General features: G+C 70.1%; 24 protein-coding genes. 9 read left to right on the top strand and 15 right to left on the bottom strand.

The genetic code is table 11. The features are described from left to right. Positions 1 to 43 precede the first annotated feature (43 nt). Entirely contained in the window at positions 44 to 1,633 is a 1,590-nt protein-coding gene (treF, locus tag J7I44_RS02290; protein WP_209615074.1) for an alpha,alpha-trehalase TreF, read from the bottom strand. Then, positions 1,630 to 2,397 (bottom strand): SDR family NAD(P)-dependent oxidoreductase, encoded by a 768-nt coding sequence (locus J7I44_RS02285; protein ID WP_209615072.1) that lies wholly within the window; start codon positions 2,395 to 2,397, stop codon positions 1,630 to 1,632. The genes treF and J7I44_RS02285 overlap by 4 nt, the downstream gene beginning before the upstream one ends. A gap of 176 nt (positions 2,398 to 2,573) precedes the next feature. Between J7I44_RS02285 and J7I44_RS02280 the strand changes: the two genes are divergently transcribed. From J7I44_RS02280 to J7I44_RS02265, 4 genes are all read left to right on the top strand, one after another. Further along, a complete protein-coding gene (locus J7I44_RS02280) occupies positions 2,574 to 3,074 on the top strand; it encodes a nuclear transport factor 2 family protein (protein ID WP_209615070.1) in 501 nt (166 codons plus the stop codon). Positions 3,075 to 3,254: 180 nt separating this feature from the next. Next, positions 3,255 to 4,313, top strand: a complete 1,059-nt coding sequence (locus J7I44_RS02275) for a sensor histidine kinase (protein WP_209615068.1) — start codon at positions 3,255 to 3,257, stop codon at positions 4,311 to 4,313. After that, a complete protein-coding gene (locus J7I44_RS02270) occupies positions 4,310 to 5,050 on the top strand; it encodes a LytR/AlgR family response regulator transcription factor (protein ID WP_209615066.1) in 741 nt (246 codons plus the stop codon). Before J7I44_RS02275 ends, J7I44_RS02270 begins: the two co-directional genes overlap by 4 nt. A 101-nt stretch (positions 5,051 to 5,151) precedes the next feature. Next, positions 5,152 to 6,279 (top strand): acyltransferase family protein, encoded by a 1,128-nt coding sequence (locus J7I44_RS02265; protein ID WP_209615064.1) that lies wholly within the window; start codon positions 5,152 to 5,154, stop codon positions 6,277 to 6,279. Positions 6,280 to 6,353: 74 nt separating this feature from the next. Here J7I44_RS02265 and bioC read toward each other — a convergent pair whose 3' ends face one another. Genes bioC through bioB form a run of 5 tightly spaced genes read right to left on the bottom strand, consistent with a single transcriptional unit; the run spans position 6,354 to position 11,101 of the window. Then, the gene (gene bioC / locus J7I44_RS02260) at positions 6,354 to 7,232 is read right to left on the bottom strand and encodes a malonyl-ACP O-methyltransferase BioC (protein WP_209615062.1); all 879 of its coding nucleotides are present in this window, start codon (positions 7,230 to 7,232) and stop codon (positions 6,354 to 6,356) included. Further along, positions 7,229 to 8,002: a pimeloyl-ACP methyl ester esterase BioH gene (gene bioH, locus J7I44_RS02255; RefSeq protein WP_209615061.1), complete on the bottom strand. Its 774-nt coding sequence runs from the start codon at positions 8,000 to 8,002 to the stop codon at positions 7,229 to 7,231. Before bioH ends, bioC begins: the two co-directional genes overlap by 4 nt. Continuing rightward, positions 7,999 to 8,877: a sulfurtransferase gene (locus tag J7I44_RS02250; RefSeq protein ID WP_209615059.1), complete on the bottom strand. Its 879-nt coding sequence runs from the start codon at positions 8,875 to 8,877 to the stop codon at positions 7,999 to 8,001. Before J7I44_RS02250 ends, bioH begins: the two co-directional genes overlap by 4 nt. Positions 8,878 to 8,903: 26 nt before the next feature. Next, positions 8,904 to 10,091, bottom strand: a complete 1,188-nt coding sequence (gene bioF / locus J7I44_RS02245) for an 8-amino-7-oxononanoate synthase (RefSeq protein ID WP_209615057.1) — start codon at positions 10,089 to 10,091, stop codon at positions 8,904 to 8,906. An 8-nt stretch (positions 10,092 to 10,099) separates the two neighbouring features. Next, complete coding sequence (gene bioB, locus J7I44_RS02240; RefSeq protein WP_209615055.1) at positions 10,100 to 11,101, bottom strand: biotin synthase BioB; 1,002 nt, start codon at positions 11,099 to 11,101, stop codon at positions 10,100 to 10,102. Positions 11,102 to 11,242: 141 nt separating this feature from the next. On the opposite strand from bioB, the gene J7I44_RS02235 reads away from it, so the two are divergent. Further along, on the top strand, positions 11,243 to 11,449 hold the full coding sequence (locus J7I44_RS02235) for a hypothetical protein (protein WP_209615053.1): 207 nt from the start codon (positions 11,243 to 11,245) through the stop codon (positions 11,447 to 11,449). Between the two features lie 17 nt (positions 11,450 to 11,466). Then, on the top strand, positions 11,467 to 12,189 hold the full coding sequence (locus J7I44_RS02230) for a ComF family protein (RefSeq protein WP_209615051.1): 723 nt from the start codon (positions 11,467 to 11,469) through the stop codon (positions 12,187 to 12,189). A gap of 24 nt (positions 12,190 to 12,213) precedes the next feature. Here J7I44_RS02230 and ubiA read toward each other — a convergent pair whose 3' ends face one another. Both ubiA and J7I44_RS02220 read right to left on the bottom strand, forming a co-directional pair. Continuing rightward, entirely contained in the window at positions 12,214 to 13,143 is a 930-nt protein-coding gene (gene ubiA, locus J7I44_RS02225; protein WP_342451865.1) for a 4-hydroxybenzoate octaprenyltransferase, read from the bottom strand. A 205-nt stretch (positions 13,144 to 13,348) separates the two neighbouring features. Then, complete coding sequence (locus J7I44_RS02220; protein WP_209615047.1) at positions 13,349 to 13,519, bottom strand: hypothetical protein; 171 nt, start codon at positions 13,517 to 13,519, stop codon at positions 13,349 to 13,351. A 196-nt stretch (positions 13,520 to 13,715) separates the two neighbouring features. Between J7I44_RS02220 and J7I44_RS02215 the strand changes: the two genes are divergently transcribed. Next, the gene (locus tag J7I44_RS02215) at positions 13,716 to 14,825 is read left to right on the top strand and encodes a GGDEF domain-containing protein (protein ID WP_209615045.1); all 1,110 of its coding nucleotides are present in this window, start codon (positions 13,716 to 13,718) and stop codon (positions 14,823 to 14,825) included. 344 nt (positions 14,826 to 15,169) lie between these two features. Here J7I44_RS02215 and J7I44_RS02210 read toward each other — a convergent pair whose 3' ends face one another. Further along, entirely contained in the window at positions 15,170 to 15,802 is a 633-nt protein-coding gene (locus tag J7I44_RS02210) for a DUF4303 domain-containing protein (RefSeq protein ID WP_209615043.1), read from the bottom strand. A 307-nt stretch (positions 15,803 to 16,109) separates the two neighbouring features. On the opposite strand from J7I44_RS02210, the gene J7I44_RS02205 reads away from it, so the two are divergent. Both J7I44_RS02205 and J7I44_RS02200 read left to right on the top strand, forming a co-directional pair. Further along, the gene (locus tag J7I44_RS02205; RefSeq protein ID WP_209615041.1) at positions 16,110 to 16,637 is read left to right on the top strand and encodes a DUF6795 domain-containing protein; all 528 of its coding nucleotides are present in this window, start codon (positions 16,110 to 16,112) and stop codon (positions 16,635 to 16,637) included. A 25-nt stretch (positions 16,638 to 16,662) separates the two neighbouring features. Beyond that, positions 16,663 to 17,826, top strand: coding sequence for a lipase family protein (locus J7I44_RS02200; protein ID WP_209615039.1), 1,164 nt, complete (start codon positions 16,663 to 16,665; stop codon positions 17,824 to 17,826). Positions 17,827 to 17,899: 73 nt separating this feature from the next. Here the strand turns inward: J7I44_RS02200 and J7I44_RS16945 are convergent, their stop codons facing one another. From J7I44_RS16945 to J7I44_RS02175, 5 genes are all read right to left on the bottom strand, one after another. Next, positions 17,900 to 18,670: a CPBP family intramembrane glutamic endopeptidase gene (locus tag J7I44_RS16945; RefSeq protein ID WP_209615037.1), complete on the bottom strand. Its 771-nt coding sequence runs from the start codon at positions 18,668 to 18,670 to the stop codon at positions 17,900 to 17,902. Positions 18,671 to 18,810: 140 nt separating this feature from the next. After that, positions 18,811 to 20,115: a threonine synthase gene (gene thrC, locus J7I44_RS02190; protein ID WP_209615035.1), complete on the bottom strand. Its 1,305-nt coding sequence runs from the start codon at positions 20,113 to 20,115 to the stop codon at positions 18,811 to 18,813. Then, positions 20,112 to 21,041: a homoserine kinase gene (locus J7I44_RS02185; RefSeq protein WP_209615033.1), complete on the bottom strand. Its 930-nt coding sequence runs from the start codon at positions 21,039 to 21,041 to the stop codon at positions 20,112 to 20,114. Before J7I44_RS02185 ends, thrC begins: the two co-directional genes overlap by 4 nt. Positions 21,042 to 21,061: 20 nt before the next feature. Further along, positions 21,062 to 22,207 carry a homoserine dehydrogenase family protein gene (locus J7I44_RS02180; protein ID WP_425599736.1) on the bottom strand — a complete coding sequence of 382 codons (1,146 nt, stop codon included), beginning with the start codon at positions 22,205 to 22,207 and terminating at the stop codon, positions 21,062 to 21,064. 469 nt (positions 22,208 to 22,676) lie between these two features. Then, positions 22,677 to 24,707: a bifunctional 2',3'-cyclic-nucleotide 2'-phosphodiesterase/3'-nucleotidase gene (locus J7I44_RS02175; RefSeq protein ID WP_209615029.1), complete on the bottom strand. Its 2,031-nt coding sequence runs from the start codon at positions 24,705 to 24,707 to the stop codon at positions 22,677 to 22,679. Between the last annotated feature and the right edge of the window lie 103 nt (positions 24,708 to 24,810).

Genomic DNA, 24,810 nt, shown 5'->3' with positions numbered 1-24,810 from the left:
CACGGCCACTTCAAGGACCGACCCAGCGCGACAGGTAAAGGAGCTACGACTTGCTCGCGGCCTTGGCCTGGTTCGCCTCGTTGCCGGGGTCCTCGTGCAACAGCCGCCGCGTCACCCCGTTGGTCCAACCGAAGCCGTCCTGCAACGGGTACTCGCCGCCGCCACCACCCTCGGCGTCGTCACCGTCGTGGGTGACCACGTATTTCTCCACCAGCTTGCTCTCCTTCTTGTAGAGCGTGCCCACGGTGCGCAACCAGCGGCAGGCGATGTCGTCGGCATTGATGTCGTAGTTGCGCATGCCGCGGATCGCCATCCAGTGCAGCGGCGCCCAGCCGTTGGGCTGGTCCCACTGCTGCCCGCTGTCCAGTTCGCTCGTGCCGAGCCCGCCCTCGCACAACAGCCGGTCGCGCAGCGCCTGCGCGGTGCGATGGGCCTGTTCGCGGCTGGCCAGGCCGATGAACAGCGGCGCGGCGGTGGCGCTGTTGAGCGCCTCGCGCGGCGACGCCCGCTCGAAGTCGTAGTCGAGGAAGGCGCCGGCCTGCGCGTTCCACAGCAATCGCTCGATGCCCTGCTTGCGCTGTTCGGCGCGCTGCTGGAACTTCTCCGCCTGCTTGCGCTGGCCCACCGCGTGGTTGAGCAGGCAGATCTGCCGCTCCAGCTTGTACAGCAAGCAGTTGAGGTCCACCGGCAGGATCGAGGTGGTGCGGATGGTCGACAGCTCCGGGCCGTCGCACCAGCGTGAGCTGAAGTCCCAGCCGGAGGCCGCGCCGGCGCGCAGCTCGCGATACACATGGTGCGCCGGTCGATCGGACTTGCGCGCGGTGAGCACGTCCTCGCGGTAGGACTCCTCGCGCGGCGTGTCGCGGTCATCCCAGTAGCGGTTGAGGATGCTGCCGTCGTCCAGGCAGACGCAGTGCCGGCGCGCGTCGCCCGGGCGCATTTCCTCGGCGCCGGCCATCCAGAAGTTGTATTCCTTGCGCAGCCGTGGCAGGTACTCGATCGCCTTGCACACGCCGTTCGACTCGAACAGCTCCACCATCAGCGCGAACACCGGCGGCTGCGAGCGACTGAGGTAATAGGTGCGGTTGCCGTTGGGCACGTGGCCGTAGGTGTCGATCAGGTAGGCGAAATTGTTCGCCATCGACGCCAGCAGGTCGTGCCGGCCGCTCTCGGCCAGGCCCAGCATGGTGAAGTAGGAATCCCAGTAGTACAGCTCGGCGAAGCGTCCGCCGGGCACCACGTAATCGTTGGGCAGCGGCAGGATCGACGAGTTCGGCGGATGCTGGCGCGGGTGGCGGGTGAGCACGTCCCACAGGCTGTCGATGTGCGCCTTGAGCGGTTGCCCGGGCGGCGACTTGTAGTGGCTGGTGTGCACCTGCGGTGGTTCGAAGTTCGCGTGCACGAAGCCGGCCAGGTCGAAGCCGTCGTCGTCGCATTGCTCGCGGTACTGCTCCAGGATGTCCTCCGGGTCGCCGCGCGGCACGCAATCGACGAAGGTCTTGCTGTCGGAGAACACGCAGCCCATCTGCACCGCGATGAACAGCTCCTGGTAGCGGTCCGCCGGCGTGAGGGTGTCCGCCTTGGGGACGCTGGCCGCGTTCTCCTCGTTCTGGCGCTTGGTCTGGTCGCTCATTGCTCGGCGTAGTTCCACAGCAGCCCGCCGTCGACGAACAGCGTGCTGCCGGTCATGTAGCCGGCGTCGTCGCCGCACAGGAAGGCCACCGCACCGGCGACCTCCTCGGGCGAGCCGAGCCGCTGCAGCGGGATGTTGCGCTTGAGCGCGGCCATCAGTGCCGGGTCGCTCATCAGCTGCGCGTTGATCGGCGTCTTGATCGCGCCCGGCGCGATGTTGTTGATGGTGATGCCCAGCGGCGCCAGCTCGACCGACAGGTCGCGCATCAGCATCTTCACGCCGCCCTTGCTGGCGCAGTAGCTGGCGAAGTGCGGGAAGGGCAGTTCCTCGTGCACCGAGCTGATGTTGACGATGCGCCCGCCGTCGCCACGATCGCGCACGTGACGCGCGAAGGCCTGGGTGAGGAAGAACACGCCCTTGAGGTTGACGTCGAGCACCAGGTCGTAATCGGCCTCGGTCACGTCGAGGAAGCCGGCGCGTCGCTCCACGCCCGCGTTGTTGACCAGGATGTCGACCCGGCCCATCTGCGCCACCGCCTCGGTCATCACGCGTCGGACGGCGTCGACCTGGGCCACGTCGCCCTCGACCAGGCAGGCGCGTGCACCGGTGGCCTGTACCTGCGCGAGGGTCTCGCGGGCGCGGTCGTTGGCGACGCGGTCCTCGATCACCACCGACGCGCCTTCCTGCGCCAGCCGCAGCGCGATCGCGCGACCGATGCCCTGCGCCGCGCCGGTGACCAGCGCGACCTTGCCTTGCAACCCCATCGCGGCTCCTTCGGAAGTGGATGAGGTTGCCCAGCATAGGCGCGCGCGGGTGAAGATTGCGCTATCGGTGAGCCCGGCACCGCCTCGTCGACAAGCAGGCACGGCCCGGCGCAGCGGACTGGCAGGCGCGCCCCCGGACAGGTCCCAATGAGGCTCCCAATCCACCGGAGCGATGCATGAACAAGCACGTCCTTTCCGCTGTCCTGTTCGCCGGCCTGGCCGGCTTGGCATTCACCGGCGCGGCCCGCGCCGGGGAGCCGGACCAGGCGCAGATCACGCAGCTCATCGAGCGCTTCAAGGCGGCGATCGTTGCGCACGACCAGAACGGCCTGGAGGCGTTGTTCGTCCCCGAAGGCGGCTCGTGGTTCGAAGTGCTGGGCGAAGATGCCTTCCAGCAGATCAAGGCGCGCAAGCCGGACCTGTCGCGCGTGCATGCAGACAGCTACCGACATTTCGCCGCCTTCGTGGCCGGTGCGAAGCAACCCATCGAAGAGAAGTTCGAGAACGTGCGCATCCACACCGATGGCGCGGTGGCCGCGGTGTACTTCGACTTCGTGTTCCTGGTCGACGGCAAGCGCAACAACGTCGGCAGCGAGACCTGGCAACTGGTGCACACCAACGACGGCTGGAAGATCAGCGCGATGGCTTATTCGAGCTACCCGGACCGGGCGCGCTAAAGTGCGCGCGGGAGGCGCTTGGGCCTCCCGCAAGCCTGATCAGCGTCGAGTCTCAAACGAACGCCCCGGCCGCCCAACGGACGTCATTCCTGCTTTCGCGGGTATGACGCCCCGGAGCATCGGGGAGCCCCCGTTTCAGTTGCCCAGACTCGATACCGGTGAGGCCGCATGGGGGAACGCATGATCCGATCCAGCGACCACGCAGTGGCCGCACCGTTCTGGCTGCCGTGGCTGGCCGGTATGCCCATGGTCGCGTGCATGACGGTGATGGCGCTGCCGGAGGTGGGCCACGCGCACGCGGTGGCCTTCCGCGTCCTGTACGCGGCGGCCTACCTGCTGTGGACGCTGCCGCTCACCTTCGCGCAGCGCTGGCTGCGCCGGCGCGCGCCATGGCCGCTCGCGGTACTCGCGCTGCTGGCGCTGACCTATGTGATGTCGCTGGCCAACAACGCGCTGGCGGAACTGCTTGCACTGCATTGGCAGGCACTGCCGCGGTTCGACTGGCTGCGCCTGTTCGGCGGCCTGGATGGCTGCTGGCTCGCGCTGATCGCCTTCTGTGCGATCCACGCCGTGGTCGACCACACGCTGGCGCTGCAGGCCGAGCGCGCGCGGGTGCGCGAGGCGCAGGCCGCGGCGCGTGACGCCGAGCTGCGCGCGCTGCGCTACCAGCTCCATCCGCACTTCCTGTTCAACACGCTCAATGCGATTTCCACGCTGGTCGCCGAGCGGCGCAATACCGACGCCAACCGCATGCTCGCGCGGCTGGCCGACCTGCTGCGCGCCACGCTCGAGCGCGGCGAGGCGCACGAGGTGCCTCTGGCCGAGGAGCTGGCGCTGACCGGGCACTACCTGGACATCGAGAAGATCCGCCTGGGCGAGCGCCTGGCACTGGAGCTGCGGGTCGGGCCCGACCTGCTGCAGGCGGCGGTGCCGGCCTTGCTGCTGCAGCCGCTGGTGGAGAACGCGATCCGCCATGGCATCGCGCCGCGCGCCGAGGGTGGCCGGGTGCGGCTGCAGGTCGAGCGCGTGGGCGAACGCATCACGTTGCAGCTCTTCAACGACGGTGTGCCGTCGCCGGCGAACGACGGACCGCATCCGACGATCGGCCTGCGCAACGTGCGCGAACGGCTGGCCCGCCTGTATGGCGCGGCGCACGCGTTCGACTTCCACCTGGCGCCCGGCGGCGATTGCCGGGTCGAGATCAGCCTGCCGTTTCGCACCATGGCCGTCCCCGCATGACCCTGCGCGTGCTGATCGTCGACGACGAACCCCTGGCCCGCGGCGGCGTGCGCGCCCGACTTGCCGGGCATGCCGACGTCACGCTGGTCGGCGAGTGCACGGACGGCCCATCCGCGCTCGCCGCACTGCAGTCGCAGGCGCCCGACCTATTGTTCCTGGACGTGCAGATGCCCGGCCTGAGCGGCCTGGACGTGCTCGAAGCGCTGCCGCCGGAGCGACGTCCCCTCGCCGTGTTGCTCACCGCCTACGAGCAGTTCGCGCTGCGCGCCTTCGAGCTGCGCGCGCTGGACTACCTGCTCAAGCCGATCGACGAGGAACGCTTCGCCGATGCGCTGGACCGCGCGCGCCAGGCGCTGGCCTGGCAGCGTGGCGACACACCGGCGCGCGCATCGCGCCATGCCACGCGGTTCCAGGTGCGTCTTGGCCATCGCGTGCGGCTGGTGCAGGCGGAGCAGATCGACTGGATCGAGGCGCACGGCGACTACGCCGGTCTGCACGTGGGCGAGCAGTTGCACCTGTTGCGCGAGCCGCTGCAGCGGCTGGCCCGTCGGCTGGACCCGGCGCAGTTCGTGCGCGTCCACCGCTCGGCGATCGTGCGGCTGGACCGCGTGGCCGAAATGCAGGCGTTGTCCAACCGCGACCACCTGCTGCGTCTGCGCGACGGGACCGTACTGCGCGCCAGCCGCACCTATGTCGATGCGCTGCGCGCCGCGCTGCTGGCCAGCGAGGCGCTTTGAACCCGGCCCTGCGCCCGCCCGTGTTCCGCCCCGGCTTTGCCCGAACCGCATGGGTGGGGTCTGGCAGAGTGCCGCTTCCGCAACGTGGAAAAGGACTGCCCATGCAACGCCTTCCCGGCCTGGACCTGCTGCGCGCCTGGGCCATCGTGTGGGTCATGCTTTTCCACTCCTACGTGGTCGGAGGACTGGGCGGGCGTTTCGCCTGGCTGGGCAACGACGGCTGGATGGGCGTGGACCTGTTCTTCGTCCTGTCCGGCTACCTGATCGGCCATCCGCTGCTGGCGTCGCTGGCGCGTGGGGAAGCGTTGGGATGGCGGGCGTTCTACCGGCGCCGTGCGTTCCGCATCCTGCCGGCCTTCGTGGCGGTGCTGGCGGTGTACGTGGCCTGGCCGGCGCTGCGCGAAGCGCCGGGCCTGGCACCGGCGTGGCAGTTCCTGAGCTTCACGCTCAACCTGCTGATCGACTACGAGCACGACAAGGCGTTCTCGCACGCCTGGTCGTTGTGCGTGGAGGAGCACTTCTACCTGCTGTTCCCGTGGCTGGCCTGGTGGCTGGTGCGACGGCCGTCGCTGGGCAAGGCGCTGGCGGTGGGAGTGGGCGTGGCTGCCCTGGGCATGGCCGTGCGCAGCTACGTGTGGCTGCACGCCATGGCGCCGGTGATCGGGCAGCCGGGGCCGGCGTTCGGGCTGCGCTTCGTCGAGGGCATCTATTACCCGACCTGGGCGCGGCTGGACGGCCTGCTCGCCGGCGTGGCGCTGGCGGGGTTGCGCGTGGGTCGGCCGCAGGCGTGGGCGCGCCTGCAGCGACATGCCGGCGTGGCGCTCGCGGCGGGGCTGGCGCTGTTCGCGCTGGCGTGGTGGCTGTTTCGCGAGCGGCTGGGGTTCTGGCCCTCGGTGGTGGGGTATCCCCTGCTGTCGCTCGCGCTGGCGCTGTGCGTGGGCGCGGCGACAGCGATGCCCGCGCGCTGCGCGGTGCCGGGGGTGGGCTGGCTGGCGCGGATTTCCTACAGCCTGTACCTCAGTCACAAGCTGGCGCTGCACGCGGTGGCGACGTGGTGGGTCGGTCCGTGGCAGTGGCATGGGCTGAGCGCGTTCGCGCTGTACGCGGTTGGCGTGCTGGCGGTCGGTGCGGCGCTGCATTACGCGGTGGAGCGGCCGTTCCTGCGCTGGCGCGAGCGACGGGATGGGCGCCGGCCATGCGTCACCGCGGACCTGTCGGCGGCCGCGTAGGTTCGTTGCAGGAGCGCACCCGGTGCGCGACGCCGGGCTACGGGTCGCGCACCAGGGTGCGCTCCCCGGATGTCTCAGCGCCGGCGCGAGCCGCGCAGGCTGGACAGCGAGAAGGTGGCGATCTCGCCCTCGGGCGTGCGACGCGCCTGGCCGGGCGGCGGACCCCAGGCATGCGCGGTCACCACTTCCCAGGTGGCCGGGACGCGACCGTCCACGCGCATCGCCTCGTAGGCGGCGAGCATGCCGCGGTAGTGGCGCTTGCCGGTGAGGTGGCGTTCGCGCGCGCGGTCGGCGTGGGTGGCGCCCAGGCCCTTGAGCTCCTTGAGCAGCGCGCGCGGGTCACTGTAGGTCAGCGTGTAGCGGGCGACGTCCAGCACCGGATCGCGCAGGCCGGCGTTGATCATCGCGTCGCCCACGTCGTGCATGTCCAGGAAACGGCTGACGTGCGAGTGCTGGTCGACCGCCGCCCAGGCGGCGCGCAGTTCCTTCAGCGTATCGGGGCCGAAGCTGGAGAAGGCCAGCAGGCCGCCGGGCTTGAGCACGCGCACGCACTCGCCGAACAGCGCGGGCAGGTCGTCGATCCACTGGAAGCACAGGTTGGAGTGCAGCACGTCAACGCTGCGGTCGGGCAGCGGCAGTGCGGTGGCCTCGGCGCAGACGCGCTGGAACGGTCGCAGCAACGCCTGGTGCCTGCGCGCCGCGTGCAGCATCGGCTGCGCCAGGTCGACCGCGATCACCTGCGCCTTCGGGTAGCGCTTCTTCAGCAGCGCGCTGCCGCGCCCGGTGCCGGCGCCGACGTCGAGGACCCGTTCGGGCGTCTGCAGATAGAAGTCCAGACGGCCAAGAAGATCCGCCTGCACCTCGCGCTGCAACACGTCGTGCTGCTCGTAGGTCGCCGCGGCGCGGGCGAAGTTGCGGCGCACGCGGGCGCGGTCGAGATGGAACGTGCTCATGCCAGGGTTTCCGCGAACAGGGGCTGCAGTGCATCGGCCACGGCACCGGCGTGGCCGATGAAGGGCGCGTGGCCGGCGCCGGGGATTTCCACGAAGCGCCCACCGCAGCGCTCGGCCGACCAGGCCATGGCGGCCGGCGGCACCAGCCGGTCGCGACGGCCGGCGATCCACGTGCTGGGCACGGCCAGTTGCGGCAGGCGCGCGCGCAGATCGGTGCATTCGAGCAGACCGATGCCTTCCTGCAGCACGCGCAGTTCCGGTTCGCCGCGCGCAAAGACGTCCGTGCGCAGGCGGCGCAGCTCGGCCTTGGGGTCGTTGCTGCCCATCGCCTCGAGCGCGAGGAAGCGCTCGAGTGTGGCGTGGTAGTCGGTTTCCAGGTCCAGCGCGAGCTGGTGGACCAGGGCGGCGTCACTGCCGTGCGGCCAGTCGGCGCTGCGCACGAACCTGGGCGTGGCGCAGAGCATTGCCAGGCCGCGTACCTGGTCGGGCATGTCGAGCGCCGCGGCGAGGGCGACCAGGCCGCCCAGCGACCAACCCAGCCAGGGGCCCGGGGGCGTGGCGGCGGCGATCGCCTCGGCGATGGCGTGTGGCTCCAGCGGCAGGCCGCAGGCGCGCGAGTGGCCGTGGCCGGGGAGGTCGACCACGTACAGCGTGCACTGCGCGGCCAGCGCCTCGACCAGCGGCGCGAATATGCCGCCGTGCATGGCCCAGCCGTGGAGGAGGACCAGCGGCTGCGGGCCGTGGCCCAGCTTGTCGATATGCAGGGTCATGCGAAGTCTTCGGCCCCCTCTTCCCGTCGGGGAAAGGGCTCGGGTGAAGGGCTGGGGCTCGCGGGGAGGGAGGCAGATGGCGAGAGGCTCGATGCGGATTCCGCGCAAGCGCCGCCCCTCGCCGATACCCCGTCCTCGACGGGGAGAAGGAGCTCGGTCGGCTGCAGGTTGCGATCCACCGCGCCCCGGCCATCAAACACGAAGCACGCGCCTTCCCAATGGCTGCCGTCGGTCTCCTCCAGGTACGTGAGGATGCCGCCTTCGAGCTGCAGCACCTCGCCCAACCCCAGCGCGCTCAGGTGAAGCGCAGCCTTTTCGCAGCGGATGCCACCGGTGCAGTAGGAGACGATGGTCTTGCCCAGATAGCGCTCGCGGTCGGCCATGACCGCGTCAGGCAAGGCGGTAAAACTCGGTACGCGGTAGTCGACTGCACCGGCGAAGCGCCCCGCGTCGGTCTCGTAGTCGTTGCGCGTATCCAGCAACACCACCTCGCGGCCGTCGTCGTCATGCCCCTGGTCGAGCCAGCGCTTGAGCGTGGCCGCCTCGACCGCAGGCGCCCGGCCCTGGTGGGGCGCGACCGGCGCGCGCAGCGTGATAATCTCCCGCTTGAGCCGCACCCGCAGGCGCCCGAACGGGATCTGCGCGGACAGTGACTCTTTCACCGGCAGGTCGGCAAAGCGCGCGTCTTCGCGCAGCCAGCCGAGGTAGCCGTCGACCCCCTCGCGGGTACCCGCCAGGAACAGGTTGATGCCTTCGGGCGCGAGCAGGATGGTGCCCTTGAGCGCCAGGGCCTCGGCTCGGGCGTACAGGGATGCACGCAGCGCGGGGAGGTCCGCGAGCGGGACGAAGCGGTAGGCGGCGACGTTGACGATCATGGGAGTCGGGTACGGCGAGCCGTCGATTATACCGGCGCGCCGTCGTCGCCCCGCGACAGGGTCGCCAGCGCCTCGAGCAGGCGATCGACGTGCTCCTCCTCGTGCGCCGCGCTCAGCGTGATGCGCAGGCGCGCCTGGCCGGCGGGCACCGTGGGTGGACGGATCGCGGTCACCAGCAGGCCCTGAGCCTCCAGCGCGCGTGCCGCGGCGAGTGCGCGGGTGGCATCGCCCAGCAGCAACGGCTGGATCGGCGTATCCGAGGCGGCGAGCGGCAGGCCCAGTTGCGCCGCACCGGTGCGGAAGCGTGCGATCAGCACGGCAAGCCTTTCGCGCCGCCCGTGTTCGGTGCGCGCCAGTCGCACCGCGGTGAGTGCCGCGGCAGCCACGGCGGGCGCCATGGCGGTGGTGTAGACATAGGTGCGGGCGAATTGGGTCAGCCCCTCGACCAGCGTGGCCGAGCCGGCGACGAAGGCGCCGTGGGTACCGAGCGCCTTGCCCAGCGTGGCCATCAGCACCGGCACGTCGCGCGGGCCCAGGCCGGCTTCGGCAACGCTGCCGGCGCCGTCGGGTCCGAGCACGCCCAGGCCGTGCGCATCGTCCACCATCAACGTGGCGCCCTCGCGCCGGCAGAGTGCGGCGAGCTCGCGCAGCGGCGCGCGGTCGCCGTCCATGCTGAAGACGCCGTCGGTCGCGAGCAGCGCAGCGGCATCGGGCAGGCCGGCCAGCTGGCGGGCGGCGGCGGGGGCATCGCCATGCGGATAGCGGCGCAGCGTAGCGCCGGCGAGCGTGGCGCCATCGAGCAGGCAGGCGTGGTTGAGCTTGTCCTGCACGCACAGGTCGCCGCGGCCGAGCAGTGCCTGCAGCACGCCCAGGTTGGCCATGTAGCCGGTGGAAAACAGCAGCGCACGCTCGCGGCCGGTCCAGTCGGCCAGCGCTTCCTCCAGCATCGCGTGCTCGCGGCGGTGGCCGCAGACCAGGTGCGCGGCGGTGCTGCCCACCCCTTCGTCGTCGGCCACGCGCTTGAACGCGCCGATCAGCTGCGGGTGCCGGGCCAGGCCCAGGTAGTCGTTGGAGCAGAAGTCGAGCAGGCGACGCTCACCGGTCTCCAACCACGGGCCCTGGGCATGCTCGATGGTGCGTGCGCGGCGCAGCAGGTCCGCCTGTGCGCGTTCGGCTGTCCGGACGGCCAGCCGTTGCAGCAGGTCCGCGCGCATCGAGGCGATCAGGCCGATTCGAGGATGTCGGCGTGCACCGTGCCCGAATGCTCGACCACTTCAAGCGGATGCAGATCCAGCCGCGCGAACAGTGCGCGGTCGGCGGCGACGTCGGGGTTGCCGGTGGTCAGCAGCTTCTCGCCGTAGAAGATCGAGTTGGCGCCGGCGTGGAAGCACAGCGCCTGCACCGCCTCGTCCATCTGCTGGCGGCCGGCGGACAGGCGCACCATCGAGGCGGGCATCAGGATGCGCGCCGCCGCGATGGTACGCACGAACTCGAACGGGTCCAGCGCCTCGGTGCCGTGCAGCGGCGTGCCCTCGACCTGCACCAGCTGGTTGATCGGCACCGACTGCGGATGCTCCGGCAGGTTGGCCAGCGCCTGCAGCAGGCCGGCGCGCTGCTCGCGCGATTCGCCCATGCCGACGATGCCGCCGCAGCAGGTCTTCAGGCCTGCGCCGCGCACGTGTTCGAGCGTGTCCAGGCGATCCTGGTACTCGCGCGTGTGGATGATCTGGCCGTAGAACTCCGGCGCGCTGTCGAGGTTGTGGTTGTAGTAGTCCAGCCCGGCCTGCCTGAGCGTGCCGGCCTGCTCGCCGCTCAGCATGCCCAGCGTGGCGCACGTTTCCAGGCCCAGTGCCTTCACCGCGGAGACGATTTGCGCGACCTTGGCGACATCGCGGTCTTTCGGGCTGCGCCAGGCCGCGCCCATGCAGAAGCGGCTGGCGCCGGCGTCCTTGGCGGCCTGCGCGCGCGCGACCACCGCGTCGATGCTCATCAGTTTCTCGGCCTTCACGCCGGTCTGGTAGCGCTGCGCCTGCGGGCAGTAGGCGCAGTCCTCGGGGCAGCCGCCGGTCTTGATCGAGAGCAGGGTCGAGACCTGCACCGCGTTGGAATCGTGGTGCTCGCGGTGCACCGAGTGCGCGCGGTGCAGCAGGTCGTTGAACGGCAGCGCGAACAGCGCGGCGACTTCCGCGCGCGTCCAGTCGTGGCGGATCGGGGCAGATGACATGAAAACGGCGACTCCGCGTGGGGACGCGGCAGTGTGGGAAGGGGCCCGGCGTCTGTCAACTGGCATCAAGTGCGATCGGTTGACGCGATGGCATCAACGCCAGTCCGCTACCATCGGGGTCCCACCCCACGGAGCAACCCGATGAGCGCAGGTCAGGGCAGCACCGGCAACGTCATCGCGGCGGTCTGCAGTTTCTTCATTCCCGGCCTGGGCCAGTTGGTGCAAGGACGATTGCTCAAGGCGATCATCATGTTCGTGCTCGCCGCCGCGCTGTGGATCGTCTGGATGGGCTGGATCATCCACCTGTGGTCGATCCTCGACGCGGCGCTGTACAAGCCCAGGGACTGACATCCCCTCCGATGCGCATGGATGCGCTTGCCCGCCACCTCGCCCACCTGCACGCCTGGCTGCTGCCGTGGCGCTGCCTGCTGTGCGGCGACGCCGGCGGCGATGGGCTCGACCTTTGTCACGCCTGCGCCGCGGAGCTGCCACGCAACACCAGTTGCTGCGCGCGGTGTGCGCTGCCCCTGCCCCGTGCGGCGGCTACGTGCGGCCGCTGCCAGCGCAAGCCGCCGCCGTGGGACGCGGCCTGGGCGCCATTTCGCTACGGATGGCCGCTGGACCGGCTGGAGGCGCGCTACAAGTTCGGTCGCGACCTGGCCGCCGGACGTACGTTGGCGCGGCTGTGGCGGTGCGTGCCACCGCCGCTCGCGCGGCCGACGCTGATCCTTCCGGTGCCGCTGCATCGCTCGCGCCTGCGCCAGCGTGGCTACAACCAGGCGCTGGAGCTGGCGCGGCCGCTCGGCCGTGCGCTCGGCGTGCCGGTGCGGCACGACGGGCTGCTGCGTGTGCGTGCCACCGAAGCGCAAACCGAGCTCGATGCGGCGGCACGGCGGCGCAACGTGCGCGGGGCCTTCGCGCTGCGCGAAGGACGGGTGCTGCCGGCGCACGTGGTCTTGCTCGACGATGTGATGACCACCGGCGCGACGCTGGCCGAGTGCGCACGGGTGCTCAAGCGGGCAGGCGTGGCGCGGGTGGAGGTGTGGGCATTGGCGCGGGCGCCTGCGCCACGGCAGCGCCCTTTGTAGCGGGCTGCTACGAGGGATCGCGCTTCACTTCACCGCCAGGCCCAGCACGATCCCGATCCACAGCGCCAGGCCGACCCAGTTGTTGTGGCGGAACGCGGCCAGGCAGGCGTCGCGCGCGCGGCGGCGGATCAGCCACAGCTGGTAGCCGAACAGGCCGGCGGCGGCGAGCAGGCCGAGCCAGTACGGCCAGGGCAGCTGCGCGCGCTGGCCAACGAACAGCATGGCCAGCAGGAAGGTGCCGATCAGCATCCCCAGGATCGGCACGTCGGCATCGCCGAACAGGATCGCGGTCGACTTGGCGCCGACCTTCAGGTCGTCGTCGCGATCGACCATCGCGTACTCGGTGTCGTAGATCACCGACCACAGGATGTTGCCCAGGAACAGCAGCCAGCCCAGCGGCGGTACGGTGTGGGTCACCGCGGCGAATGCCATCGGGATCGACCAGCCGAACGCCGCACCCAGCACCACCTGCGGCAGGTAGGTCCAGCGCTTGGTGAACGGGTAGATCGCCGCCAGCGCCGCGCCGGCGAAGGACAGTTTGATGGTCAACGCGTTGGTGAACAGCACCAGCACGAAGGCGAACGCCAGCAGCGCGCCGAACACGATCAGCGCCTCGCGCGGGCTGACCCGGCCGCTGGCGATCGGTCGTCCGGCGGTGCGCGCCACCTGCGGATCGAGCTTGCGGTCGGCGTAGTCGTTGATCGCGCAACCGGCCGAGCGCATGGCGAACACGCCCAGGGTGAAGATCACCAGTGCGCCCCACGGCGGGAAATCCCCGGCAGCCAGCCACAGCGCCCACCAGGTCGGCCACAGCAGCAGCAGCGCCCCGATCGGCCGGTCCATGCGGGTGAGCACGAGGTAATCGGCGGCCTTGTCGCGCCAGTGCGGCGGCAGCGGGCGCAGCAGCAGGTCGAGCACGCGTGTGGCGCGGGAGGAGCTGTCCGCGGGGCGGATGGGACGGGAAGGTGCCGGTGCGGCGGGGCGCGGCCGCGCCGTGGTCGGCGGCGTGCGGCGCTGGCGCTTGCGGGGAGGAGGGGCCATGCGCGGCAGTTTAGCCCGGCCCGCCGCCCGGCGATTGCGCGGCGCCACGCTTTTGCGTCCTGCGTGACCTCGGGCCGCTTACCCGGCGGGGGCCGCGGGCCCCCGGTCGGGGCGAAGCTCAGGGCGGCGGCGGCTGCAGCGGATCGTTTTCTTGCAGCGGGCTGCCAAGCGGGTCCGGATCGGCGTCGCGCGCGGGACTGGCATGGCCGGGGTTACGGATTTCTTCATCGGGCCGCAGCTTGCCGGGCTGGGCGATCGGCGGCTCGGGATGCTGGGGATTGTTCGGCATGGCGTGGCTCCGTGGGGAGGCGAATGGCCCCGAGCCTCGCGCAAGGCCCGTCAAGCGCGCGGCAAAAGGTGCATCGCGGCACGGCGCGCCGCCGACGGCACCCGCTCAAGTGCACGCCGCGGCGGCCGATAAGTCAGGCGAAGGTTCCGTTGCGCGAGCGACGGCCAAGCGTTGAAGCCATCCCCGGGAGCCGGGCATGTCCGTGGCATACGACATCGTTGCGCAGGAAGCCGCGTCAGCGCGGGCCTTGTCCGCATTGGCGCCGGTGCCGCGAAGCCCGATCGCGCCGGCGCAGGCGCGCCTGCTCGCCTCGGTGGCCGCGTTCACCCACCATCGTGATACCGACGCGCTCGACCACAGCCTGGCCCTGTCGCTGGCCGAGCTGGCGCCGGCGCGCGCAGTCGTGTTGTGCAAGCGCGCGGCCGACGGCCGCCGGCTGGAAAGCCTGGTCCGTTGCGCCGCCGATGCGCAGGGCCTGTTCTGCCTGCACACCGGCGCGCCGATCGCCGACGATCCCGCGCTGGAACCGGTATGGCGCTGCATGGACCAGCAGCAGAGCTTTGCCGAGACGCTGGCCGACGAGCACCGCCTGTACGTTCCGATCCTGCACGAAGGGCGCGCGCTGGGCGCGCTGCAGCTGGAATCCGATACGCCGCTGGACGGTGCCCACGCGCTGGCCGAAGGCTTCGCGCGGATCTACGCCAACTACATCACCCTGCTCAACGAGAGCGAGCGCGACAAGCTCACCGGCCTGTACAACCGCCGCACCTTCGAGCGCCACTTGCAGCGGCTGTTCGACCATCCGGAACCGGCGCGGGCGCCCCACGAGCGTCGCGCCGGCCATGCCGGCCCCGACAACGTGTGGCTGGCGATCTTCGACATCGACCATTTCAAGCGCATCAACGACACCTACGGGCACATCTACGGCGACGAGGTGATCCTGCTGCTGGCGCAGCAGATGCGCGCCAGCTTCCGCCAGGCCGACGTGCTGTTCCGCTTCGGCGGCGAGGAGTTCGTGGTGCTGCTGGCCGGCCACGACGAAGCCGAGGCGCGCGGCGCGCTCGAACGCTTCCGCCAGCGGGTGGCCAGCTACCTGTTCCCGCAGGTCGGCCACGTTACCGTCAGCGTCGGCTACGCGCTCGCCGCGATGGGCGATTACCCGGAGACGGTCATCGACCGTGCGGACAAGGCCCTGTACTTCGCCAAGGAACACGGCCGCAACCGCACCCACGGCTACGAGGAGCTGGTCCGCCGCGGCGCGCTGGCCGCCGAGCCGGTGAGCACCGGCAGCATCGACCTGTTCTGAGCGAAGCGCGGCGTTCTGTTCCCCTCGTTCGGGGAGCGCATTCGTTCGGCGGCACGTGTCAGTGACGAAGCGCAAGTCTCGAAGTTCGCGTGCGCGCGATTCGCCGGTGCGCGTAAGCGCCAGTGAGAGCGGAGCTTTCGATTGCTGGTTTGGCGCCGGCCTCGGGCACCCACGCCAGCGCGGAAAAGATTGGCGCGCCGCTCGGGACGTGACGGGCGCCGGAGCCGCCTTGAAGCTGTCGTCGCCGCCAGGCGGCATGCTCACCGCAGTGCCAGCGAGGTTGCGTGGCGTCTCGAACGGGGGGCGATCCGTTGCTCGAGTGATCGGCGCAGCCGCACTGGCCGTTACGCGGGATCGTCTTCCATTTCCACGCCACGGTGCCTGGCGGCGGCGATGAAATCCTCGCGCAGTCGCACGACCGCCGCCGCGTCGTTCAACGCCGCGGCATAGTGCAGCCGCTCGTCTTCGCCCTGGTCCCCCATGAGGATGTTGAACGTCACGCCCTCGTCGAAGATGCCCGCCCGCCGCACGCCATCGAGGGCTTCCGCGCTCGCCTCGACGACGAAACCGCACAAGCGCGAATAGTTGTCGTCCGCCCACTCGTCGTCGAAATCCTCGTCGTCGACGTCGACTTCGTCGATGGCATCCCAGAGCATGTCCAGCTGCGCCTGTGCGGCAGCGAAGCCGTCTTCCAGCGCCACGTGGTGCGGCGAATCACAGGGGCTCCATTTCAGGTGCGCCATCGCGACATCGAGGGTTTTCCACCTGCGCTGGAAGTCCGGCTTTTGCAGATAGTGGCGGGCGACCCGCTCAAGTCCGGCCTGGGTCGAAACCGAGGCGAACAGGTAGTTGTATTCGCCGTTGGTGTACAGCGCGAACGAATAGATCCGCTCGGAACCGAAGCGGTCGACCGCTTCCCTGGCAGCGCGAAGTGTCGCGGCGGTCAACTCGGATCGAAATGCGTCCCTGGCGTCCATGGGGCTTCCTGCGTGGGTTGGTGCGCCAAGTATGCAGAAGCGAAGCCATAGGCCGCGACCTCAATCGCGGGCGTTGGCCGATACCCGGCTGCAGGAGGGCGCGGAAGGTGTGTGCGAATCCGCTCGCGGAGAATCGGCGCACCCGCAGAACGGCGACCACCGACCTTCGGACTTCGGTCGGACCCAACCGGAGGCTTACGCAAAGACCGGTGTAGTGCGACTTGCGAGGGCGGAGGCACTTTGCTATTCAGGCGACTGCGGATTATTCACGGACGTTGACCGCGGGGGATTCCATGGCAAAGGCAGCATGCGGACGCGCCCGGCGCAGCTCGGCCAGTTCGCCCGTCCCGACAGGGCGACCCATATGACACTTTCACGTGCGCGACGCTGGATCGTCGCGCCGCTTTTGTGTGCTTTTTTCTTGTTAGTCATCGACGAGGCCCGTGCCATGGGAAAGAAATGCCTGTTTTCCGCCGTGACAGGCGTGGTGCTCGATCACGGCAAACCGGTCGAGGGTGCGGTCATCGAGCGCAGCTACGAATGGTCCTGGAAGAACCAGAAAGGCGGCGACCACGCAGCTACCGACGCGGAGGGTGCGTTCTCCCTGCCCGTGATCTGGGGGCGGTCGCTTTCGGCCTCTCTTTTGCCCCATGAGCCGAATGTGCGCCAGACCCTGCTCATTACCTATCAGGGCAAGACGTACGACGGCTGGTTTTTCAATAAGGGCGATTATCGCGAAAACGATGAGCTTGGCCGTCCCATCCGCCTGGTGTGCCGGTTGGAATCCGAGCCACAACGCCGGGGCGAAGTTTTCGGCATTTGCGAACCGCAATGACAGCCATCATCAGGGAGGATGTTTCATGAGTGCATTGACAGCGCAACAAGCCGCGGCCATGGCCCGTGGCGTCTATGTCCTGCGGACGCAGACCCTGAACCAGGCCGCGGCGCGACACGACAGGCTGGGCAGCGAGGACCTTTTCCATGCCGAATCGCGGTTCGAGGGCCTGTCTGGCGGTTTGTACGTCTGCAAGGTGCGCAGTGGTTTCGGATACATCGCCGAAGGCACCGGGCAGCGAAAGGGTGAAGTCCTCATTGCCACGCGCGGTACCGATGTCCTGGTCGACTGGTTGACCAACGGCACCATCGGCGTCGAGCGGGGCCCGGGCGGTGAGCTGGTGCACGCCGGTTTTCACCACACCTGGAAATCATTCGCATCCGAAATAGGCCAATTCCTGCGCGGGCGCAATCCGACCGAGATCCATTGCGTCGGGCACAGCCTCGGAGGAGCGCTGGCGACGCTCAGCGCGGACCACCTCTCCAGCATCGGCGCCGGCAAAGTGCGCCTGTACACCTTCGGTTCGCCGCGCGTGGGGACCGCGGCGTTCGCGCGCGGGCTCGATGCCCGTCTGGGCAGGGAAAACGTCTACCGGACTTTCCATTGTGCCGATCCGGTCCCAATGATTCCGCTGTTTCCGTTCTTCCACGTATCGGCCGCGTCGGCGGGATATCAACTGGGTAACGGTGCCAGGGGCCTGATCAGCTTTGATGCGCACAAGATGCACGCGAGCTACGTCCCGGGCGTTGCCGACTTGAGCTGGTCCGCATTGCGCAACCGCGACCTCAGCACCGACCACAAGATGAACGTGCAGCTGTGGCTGGAACAGGCCAGCGCAGGCAGCAGCGGCATCGTAATGGGAAGCACCTGGGCGCTCGCGATGATCTGCAAGGCGCTTACCTGGCTGCTGGGCAAGGCGTCGCTGCTGGTGCTCACCGGCGTTAGCGCCGGCCTGACCGCCAGCCTGACCGTGCTCGATTACCTGGCGATGTTGCTGGCCCGGGGCGCACAGTTGTCAGCCGAGATCTCGGTTTATCTCCAGACCATCGTGCTTGCCATCTTCCGCTTCCTGGGCCGCCGGACGGTGGCGGGCGCCGCGCTGACGGTGGATTTCATCCGTTGGGTGCTGGGCCTGCTTTACCAGTCGCTGGCCATCGCCGCTCACCGGGCGCTGGCGGTCCTTGGGTGAGGTCGACAGGCGGCCATCGGCCACCCACTTGCAACCCTGACCCGCAGCGCAACCCGCCGTTTGGGCCAGACAACTACGCGGACGCGAGCGCCGTCGAACGCGTGTTCGCCCGGCCCTTCCATTTCCACATCAGCCCCACGGCGAGGGCATCCACCCACACCGCGAAAACGCTCGCTTCCGGGCCGAAGGCGCCGCCAGTGAGCCACTGCGGTTTGTCCAGCAGCTCCGGCAACAGCCAACCGGGCTGGCCGAAGCCGCTCACGTCGAAGCCGAGCAGCGCGCCTTGGGCCCAGTTCCAGCCGAAGTGGATGCCGATCGGCAGCGCCAGCGAGCCGGTGCGCAGGTAGGTCAGGCCCAGCAGGAGCGCGCCAAGCACGGTGTCGACCGTGGCCCACGCCAGGGTCGGCCCGTCCATGCCGGGATTGCCCCAGTGCGCGAGCGCGAACAGTAGCGCCATCGCCAGCAGTGCGGGCCAGCGGCCGAGGCCGTCGATCAGGCGCTGGAACACGAAGCCGCGGAAGAGCAGTTCTTCCAGCAGCGCGACCCAGGTGAACGCCCATGCGCCCATGGCCAGCGCGCCCAGGCCGCGGGCCGGATCGAGGTGGAAGCGGACGCCGCCGGCCAGCGCGATCAGGCCTGCCACGGCCAGGATCAGGGCAGTGCCCAGTGCCGCCCCGCCGAGGACGTCGCGCGCCCAGGCACGATCCAGATGAAGCCCGACCGCGGCGAGCGGTTCCCTGCGCAGCCGCAGGCAGGCCCAGGTCACCAGCACCAGGAACACCACCGGCAGCGGCGCGAGCCATGGCTTGTCCAGGCCCAGCCCTTGCAGTGTCCTGGATGCCACGGTGTAGGCCGGCTGGCTCGCCACGAGGATCGGGGCTTTGCCGCCGCGGCGTAAATAGCTCGTTCGGCCGGATGCCCATCGTCACAGGGGCGTATCCGGGTTCAACCTTTTTGCCGCTCCCGGCATCGCGAAGGTGCCGCTCAGCGCAGCGCCCGCAGCCATTGTCCGAACGCGGTGTCGTCGGCGGGCATCGGCTCGGCCCGGCTCGGACGATCGAGCATGGTGGCCAACGCGGGCGGTACCGGCACCGGATGGCCGAGCAGGGGTTCGAGCACCGATTCGAACTTTGCCGGATGCGCGGTGGCGACGATTGCCCAGGCGTGCCCGGCGCGCCGCGGCGTCTGCTCGAGCACCGCCAGCGCAGTGGCGGTGTGCGGGCAGACCACCTCGCCGTGGTCGTGGGCGTGGCGCAACAGGGTGGCGCGGATCGCCGCGTCGTCGACGCTGGTGGCCCACAGCGCGCGACGCAGTGCTTCGTCGTCGTGGAACGTCCAGCGCAGCCGTTCGAAATTGCTCGGAGCGCCCACGTCCATGGCGTTGGCCAGCGTGGCGATGGCATCGCGCGGGCGGTAGTCGGCACCGGCGAAGAAATCCGGCAGCGTGCTGTTGGCGTTACAGGCCAGGCGGACCTCGCCGATCGGCAGGCCCATGCCGCGCGCCCACACGCAGGCCAGGGCGTTGCCGAGGTTGCCGGTGGGGACGATGAAATCCAGTGGCGTGCCATGGCGGCGCCACCCGCCCAGGGACGCGTGCGCGTAGTAGCCCATCTGCGGCAGCAGGCGGCCCAGGCTGATGCTGTTGGCCGAACTGAGTGGCACTTCGCGCTGCAGCGCCGCGTCGTTGAGCGCCGCCTTCACCATGCGCTGGCAATCGTCGAAGCTGCCCGCCACGCGCAACGCATGCACGTTGTCGCCGAAGCTGCCGAGCTGGTGCGCCTGGCGCGGCGAGACACGGCCGTCCGGATAGAGGATCGCCACGCGCACGCCGGGTTGGCGGTGGAATGCGGCGCCGACCGCGGCGCCGGTGTCGCCGGAGGTGGCCACCAGGATGGTGAGCGTCGGGGCGTCGACGTTGCGCAGGTGACGCAGGCAGGCGGCGAGGAAGCGCGCGCCGAAATCCTTGAACGCGGCGGTGGGGCCGTGAAAGAGCTCCAGCAGCGAGGCGTCCGCGCGCGCCAGCGGGCGCAGCGGAGCGTCGAAGGCGAACGCTTCGGCGCAGATCGCGGGCAGTGCCCCGGCCAACGCGCCGTTTTCGAAGAAAGGCGTGAGCAACGTGGTGGCGGTCGCGGCCAGGTCGCCGTACGGGTCGAACGCCGAGGGATCGATGCGGGGCAGGCGCTCGGGGACGTACAGCCCGCCGCCCGGCGCCAGGCCGGCGGCGATCGCCTCGTCCAGCGACACCGCGGGCGCATGTCCGCGCGTGCTCAGGTAGCGCGGCGCGCTCATCCGAGCAGCTGCGCGCAGGGGCCGTCGACGGGGCCGACCAGCACGTCGCTGTCCAGTCCCGCCTCGGCGAACGCCGCGCGCATCGCTTCGGCCGCGGCCTTTGCGGCGGGCGCATCCTCGAACCAGCCGAACACGCTGGGGCCGGCGCCGGAGATGCTGGCGCCGAGCGCGTCGTGGTCGAGCGCGGCCTGCTGCACGCGGGCGAAGTTGGGTACCAGCGGCGCGCGGCGCGGCTCGACCAGCACATCGCGCAGGCCCTCGCGCACCAGCGTCGCGTCGCCGCGCCAGCAGCCGGCGATCACCTGCGCCAGATTGGCGCTCTGTGCGACGAACTCGGACAGCACGTAGTTGCCCGCCAGGGCCGCGCGCGCACGGCGTGTTTCCAGCACGCAATGCGGATGCACCAGCGCGCAATGCCAGCCGGACGGCACCGGGATACGCACCAGCCGCGTGGCGGTCGCGAGCACCAGTCCACCGAGCAATTGCGGGCCGACGTTGTCGCCGTGGCGGCCGCCGCTGGCCACCGCTTCGCCGTCCATCGCAAAGCGGTACAGCGCCTCGCGCGGCAGCGGCTCATCCAGCAGCGCGTTGGCCGCGACCAGCGCGGCCACGCAGGAGGCGGCCGAACCGGCCATGCCCGAGCCCAGCGCAATGCCCTTGTGCAGGACCAGTTCGAAGCCGTGTTCCAGCCCGAGCCCCGCGCGCAGGGCGAGCAACGCGGCGCCGGCCGTGTTGCGGCCGGCGTCCATCGGCAGGTCGCGCACCACCCCCTCGATGCGCGAGATGCGCACCACCGGTTCGTCGATGCGCCACACCTGCGCACGGTCGCCCGCGCCGGCCAGGGTGTGGCCCAGGATGTCGAAACCCACGCCTACATTGCCCACGCAGGCGGGGGCGAAGGCGCTGGCGGTGCGGACGGACGACATGGGCGGATCCTTGATGAGGTTCATGCGAGTGCTCCCTGGATCTCGGCGATGCGCAGCATGTCGGCGAACACGCCGCCGGCGGTGACCTGCGGGCCGGCGCCGGGACCCTGCACGATCAGCGGATTGTCGCAGTAGCGGGCGGTGCGCAGTTGCACGACGTTGTCGGTGAGCCGGACATGCACGAACGGATGGTGCGCGGGCAGGGCTTGCAGCCGCACCGTCGCGCGGCCATGGGCGTCGAGGCTGGCGACGTGGCGCAGCACGCAGCCGGCTTGCCGCGTGCGGGCGAGGCGCTCGGCCAGCGGGGCGTCCAGTTCGGCCAGCTCGCCCCGGCCGAGACGCTCGAGGAAGGCGTCGGCTGGAAGCGCGGCCAGCGCCGGCGGCACCAGGCTTTCGACCTCCACGTCCTCCAGCGACAGCGGCCAGCCGGCCTCGCGCGCCAGGATCACCAGCTTGCGTGCCACGTCGGTGCCGGAGAGATCCTCGCGCGGGTCGGGCTCGGTGTAACCCTGGGCATGCGCCTCGCGCAGGAGCGCGGAGAACGGCCCGGTGGCGTCGTAGCGGCTGCACAGCCAGGCCAGCGTGCCGGAGAACATGCCCTCGACGGCGTGCAGGATGTCGCCGGTGTCGAGCAGGTCGCGCAGCGTCTGGATCACTGGCAGGCCGGCGCAGACGGTGGCCTCGTAGCGCCAGCGCGAAGCGCCGGCCGCCGCTGCGGCGCGGATCGCCTGCCAGCGTGCGAGCGGGCCGCTGCCGGCGAGCTTGTTCGGCGTGACCACGTGGATGCCCGCGGCGAGCCAGCCGGCGTACCGGTCGGTCACCGCTTCGCTGGCGCTGCAGTCGACCAGCATCGCCATGCCTTGTGCACCGCGCACGTGCGCGGCAAAGACGTCGAGGTCGGCCGGGCGCCAGGTCTGCGCGCCGTTGCGCTGGTCGAGTTGCGGATCGTCGCAATCCAGCCACATGCGGCTGCGGGTGGCTATGCCGCGCAATTCGAGCGCAAGGCCTGCCTGGCTGGCCAGGCGCGTGCGCGCCGCGCGGAGCTGATCGAGCAGGGCGCCGCCGATGCGGCCCGGCCCGATCACGCCCAGCGCCAGGAGGCGTGGGACCGGCGAGGCGATGGCGTGCGGCCGGGGCCGGGAACGTTCGGGGGGTGAAGCGACGATGTCCACGTGAGCCTCCTTGGGTGGAGGCCCCTGGCTCGCGTGGCGGGTTCGGTGAGTGCTGCAGCCGGCCCGCCTCGTCGAGGGCGGGGCCGATGCGTGATGGAGCTTAAGCGCGCACGGACACCCACCCGGACCGGGTAGTGGTCGTGGTGATCGTGGTCGTGGCGGCGGCGGATGGCATGACGCCGCCGGCGCGCATGGCCGCGTCCGGCAGGGCCGGAAGCGGAGGCATGCGCGGGTGGGTGGAAAGTGGCGACATGCGCCAGACGGTACGGGGTCGCCCGGGGTGGGTCAATGGCAGGAACCGCCTGCCGGTCCGACTTTTCCGTGCAGGCGGTGAGCATTGCCACGGGCGGCGCGCCCCTCGGCTTCAGCGCTGCGCACCGACACTCAGAGGGTCGGCGGCACTTGGTCACGACAAGTGGATCCACACCTCCCGTTCCTCTGCCGGCGGGAGGGGGCGTGCAAGCTACTTGCGCGTGTGGTGGCCACGGGCAGGTCTGGAAGCGCCGGCCAGGTCCTTGCCCAGGTCGATCGCATACACCGCGCTGCCGTCGCCTTGATCGCGCAGCTGGCGGATGTTCTCCAGGCCATCCGCCGCGGCGAGGCCCTGCTTGCCTGCCGCCGCGGTGAAGGTCACCGGGCCGCGGGTCTTCAGCGGTGCGAAATGCCAGGAGGCCGCGGGCAGGTCGGCGCGATCGAGCGTGCCGGTGCGCTTGAGCCAGGCGGCGACGATCTCGCGTACGCCATCCTGCGAAGCAAGTACCGTGTTGCTGCCGTCCAGGCCGGGGAAGTTGCCGCCGCCACTGGCGCGGTAGTTGTTGGTGGCGACGACGAACGGCTGGCTCGGCGTGACCGGCTTGCCCTGGTAGGTCAGCGACACGATGCGCTGGCCGACCGGCCTGCCCACGTCGATCGCGTAGCTGAGGTCGCCCTGGATCTGGTCGAAGTTGAAACCCGGCACGTGCGTGTTGATGAGCGCCTGTTCGCCGGTCTTCGCCGGATCGATGCGGTTGAAGCGCGCGGCCGACTTCTCCAGCCAGGCCTTGACCCCGGCGCCGTCGGTCTTCACCGCGGCGAGCGTGTTCGGATAGAAATAAAGATCCGCCGCGCTGCGCAGGGTGAGCGGGCCGGGTGGCACGTCGGTGTAGTCGTCCGGGCCGCCAAAGCCGGTGCGGAAGGCCGCTGCCGCGGCGAGTACCGGCACGCCAGCCAGTTCCGGATGCAACGTGGGCAACTCGCGTTGCACGTAGTCGCGCTGCGCGGCGTTGACCACGGCCAGCGCAGACATGTCGCCCTCGTCGGCGAAATAGCTGGACAGGCGCACCGTGCTCCGGCCGATCGGCGTGTTCACGTAGGCCACGGTCGCGGCATGCGCCTGCGCCACCAGCGGCGCGATCGCCGGATCAGCCGGCACGCACGGGTTCTTCTGCGGGCAGATCGGGCGCACCTCGCTGTGGGTGTCGTCGCGGTCGATCGTCCAGCGGCCGTGCTCGCGTTCGAGCGCCAGCTTGATGACCCCCAGGTCCTTGCCGAAGAAGCCGCCCATCACCGCCGGCTTCCCGCGCACGAAGCCGCGGGTGGCGTCCACATCCTTCATGCCGGCATAGCGCGGTCCCGGGAACTCGGTGTGTGAGTGGCCCAGCAGCAGCACGTCGATGCCCGGCACGCCGGCCAGGTACCAGCCGCCGTTCTCCATGTCGCTGGTGTAGGGCGCGGTGTTGAGGCCGCCATGCAGGATCGCCACCACCAGATCCGGGTGCTGCGCCTGGATCTGCGGCAGGTAGCGCTGCGCCGCTTCGACCACGCCACTGACGGTGACCTTGCCTGCCAGGTGGCGCTGATCCCACTTCAGGATCGGCGGCGGCGTGAAGCCGATGATCGCCACCTTGATCGGCACCTGCAGGCGGCTGCCGTCGGGCGTATAGGCTTCGATGGTCTTCTTCACCATCGTCCACGGCTTGAAGATCGGCTTGCCGGTGCTGGCGTCGAACACGTTGGCGAGCACCAGCGGGAAATGCGGCCCGGCGCAGCGGTCGGTGCGCTTGCCGTCGATCTCCATCGGCGTGCCGGTGACCTGCGAGAGGAATGGCAGGCCGTAGTTGAATTCGTGGTTACCGGCGGTGCCACCGTCGTAGCCCATCGCGTCCATCGCCTTGTAGATCGCCAGCTCCTGGTCGCAGCCGACCGGCGCGACCAATGCCTGGTAATCGGCCAGCACGGTGCCCTGGATGGTGTCGCCGCTGTCGAACAGGAAACTGTTGGCGAATTCGGCGCGCGCGCGGCGGATCAGCGTGGCGACGCGCTCGTAGCCGACGGTCGGATCGTCCTTGGCCTTGAAGTAGTCCCAGCTCAGGACATTCGCGTGAACGTCGGTGGTTTCCAGGATCGCCACGTCGGCGCGAGTCCCGTCCGGCGCCTGGACCGGCGAGGTGGGACTTGAGGCGCAACCGGCGAGCACGGCGGCGGCGAGCAGGGACAACAGCGGGCGGAGCGACATCGGGAAACGTCCAGCGGCAGACGGCAGGGCAGGGAACGTAGCAGATCGGAGGAGCGCAGCGGCGGGCTGCGCTGTCGTGTCCTTCGACCCCGAGTCCCTGCGG

The sequence above is a fragment of the Frateuria flava genome (assembly GCF_017837635.1).
Classification (GTDB): Bacteria; Pseudomonadota; Gammaproteobacteria; order Xanthomonadales; family Rhodanobacteraceae; genus Frateuria_A; species Frateuria_A flava.
This window is presented reverse-complemented; position numbering and strand designations above follow the sequence as displayed.

Bases quoted from the DNA above. Each gene is read 5' to 3' on its own strand.
- bioH (WP_209615061.1), bottom strand. From the start codon at position 8,002: ATGACCCTGCATATCGACAAGCTGGGCCACGGCCCGCAGCCGCTGGTC.
- J7I44_RS02275 (WP_209615068.1), top strand. From the start codon at position 3,255: ATGATCCGATCCAGCGACCACGCAGTGGCCGCACCGTTCTGGCTGCCG.
- J7I44_RS02200 (WP_209615039.1), top strand. From the start codon at position 16,663: ATGAGTGCATTGACAGCGCAACAAGCCGCGGCCATGGCCCGTGGCGTC.
- thrC (WP_209615035.1), bottom strand. From the start codon at position 20,115: ATGAGCGCGCCGCGCTACCTGAGCACGCGCGGACATGCGCCCGCGGTG.
- J7I44_RS02210 (WP_209615043.1), bottom strand. From the start codon at position 15,802: ATGGACGCCAGGGACGCATTTCGATCCGAGTTGACCGCCGCGACACTT.
- J7I44_RS02185 (WP_209615033.1), bottom strand. From the start codon at position 21,041: ATGTCGTCCGTCCGCACCGCCAGCGCCTTCGCCCCCGCCTGCGTGGGC.
- J7I44_RS02205 (WP_209615041.1), top strand. From the start codon at position 16,110: ATGCGGACGCGCCCGGCGCAGCTCGGCCAGTTCGCCCGTCCCGACAGG.
- bioB (WP_209615055.1), bottom strand. From the start codon at position 11,101: ATGTCATCTGCCCCGATCCGCCACGACTGGACGCGCGCGGAAGTCGCC.
- bioF (WP_209615057.1), bottom strand. From the start codon at position 10,091: ATGCGCGCGGACCTGCTGCAACGGCTGGCCGTCCGGACAGCCGAACGC.
- J7I44_RS02285 (WP_209615072.1), bottom strand. From the start codon at position 2,397: ATGGGGTTGCAAGGCAAGGTCGCGCTGGTCACCGGCGCGGCGCAGGGC.
- bioC (WP_209615062.1), bottom strand. From the start codon at position 7,232: ATGAGCACGTTCCATCTCGACCGCGCCCGCGTGCGCCGCAACTTCGCC.
- J7I44_RS02235 (WP_209615053.1), top strand. From the start codon at position 11,243: ATGAGCGCAGGTCAGGGCAGCACCGGCAACGTCATCGCGGCGGTCTGC.
- J7I44_RS02270 (WP_209615066.1), top strand. From the start codon at position 4,310: ATGACCCTGCGCGTGCTGATCGTCGACGACGAACCCCTGGCCCGCGGC.
- J7I44_RS02265 (WP_209615064.1), top strand. From the start codon at position 5,152: ATGCAACGCCTTCCCGGCCTGGACCTGCTGCGCGCCTGGGCCATCGTG.
- J7I44_RS02220 (WP_209615047.1), bottom strand. From the start codon at position 13,519: ATGCCGAACAATCCCCAGCATCCCGAGCCGCCGATCGCCCAGCCCGGC.
- treF (WP_209615074.1), bottom strand. From the start codon at position 1,633: ATGAGCGACCAGACCAAGCGCCAGAACGAGGAGAACGCGGCCAGCGTC.
- J7I44_RS02215 (WP_209615045.1), top strand. From the start codon at position 13,716: ATGTCCGTGGCATACGACATCGTTGCGCAGGAAGCCGCGTCAGCGCGG.
- J7I44_RS02280 (WP_209615070.1), top strand. From the start codon at position 2,574: ATGAACAAGCACGTCCTTTCCGCTGTCCTGTTCGCCGGCCTGGCCGGC.
- J7I44_RS02250 (WP_209615059.1), bottom strand. From the start codon at position 8,877: ATGATCGTCAACGTCGCCGCCTACCGCTTCGTCCCGCTCGCGGACCTC.
- J7I44_RS02230 (WP_209615051.1), top strand. From the start codon at position 11,467: ATGGATGCGCTTGCCCGCCACCTCGCCCACCTGCACGCCTGGCTGCTG.
- J7I44_RS02175 (WP_209615029.1), bottom strand. From the start codon at position 24,707: ATGTCGCTCCGCCCGCTGTTGTCCCTGCTCGCCGCCGCCGTGCTCGCC.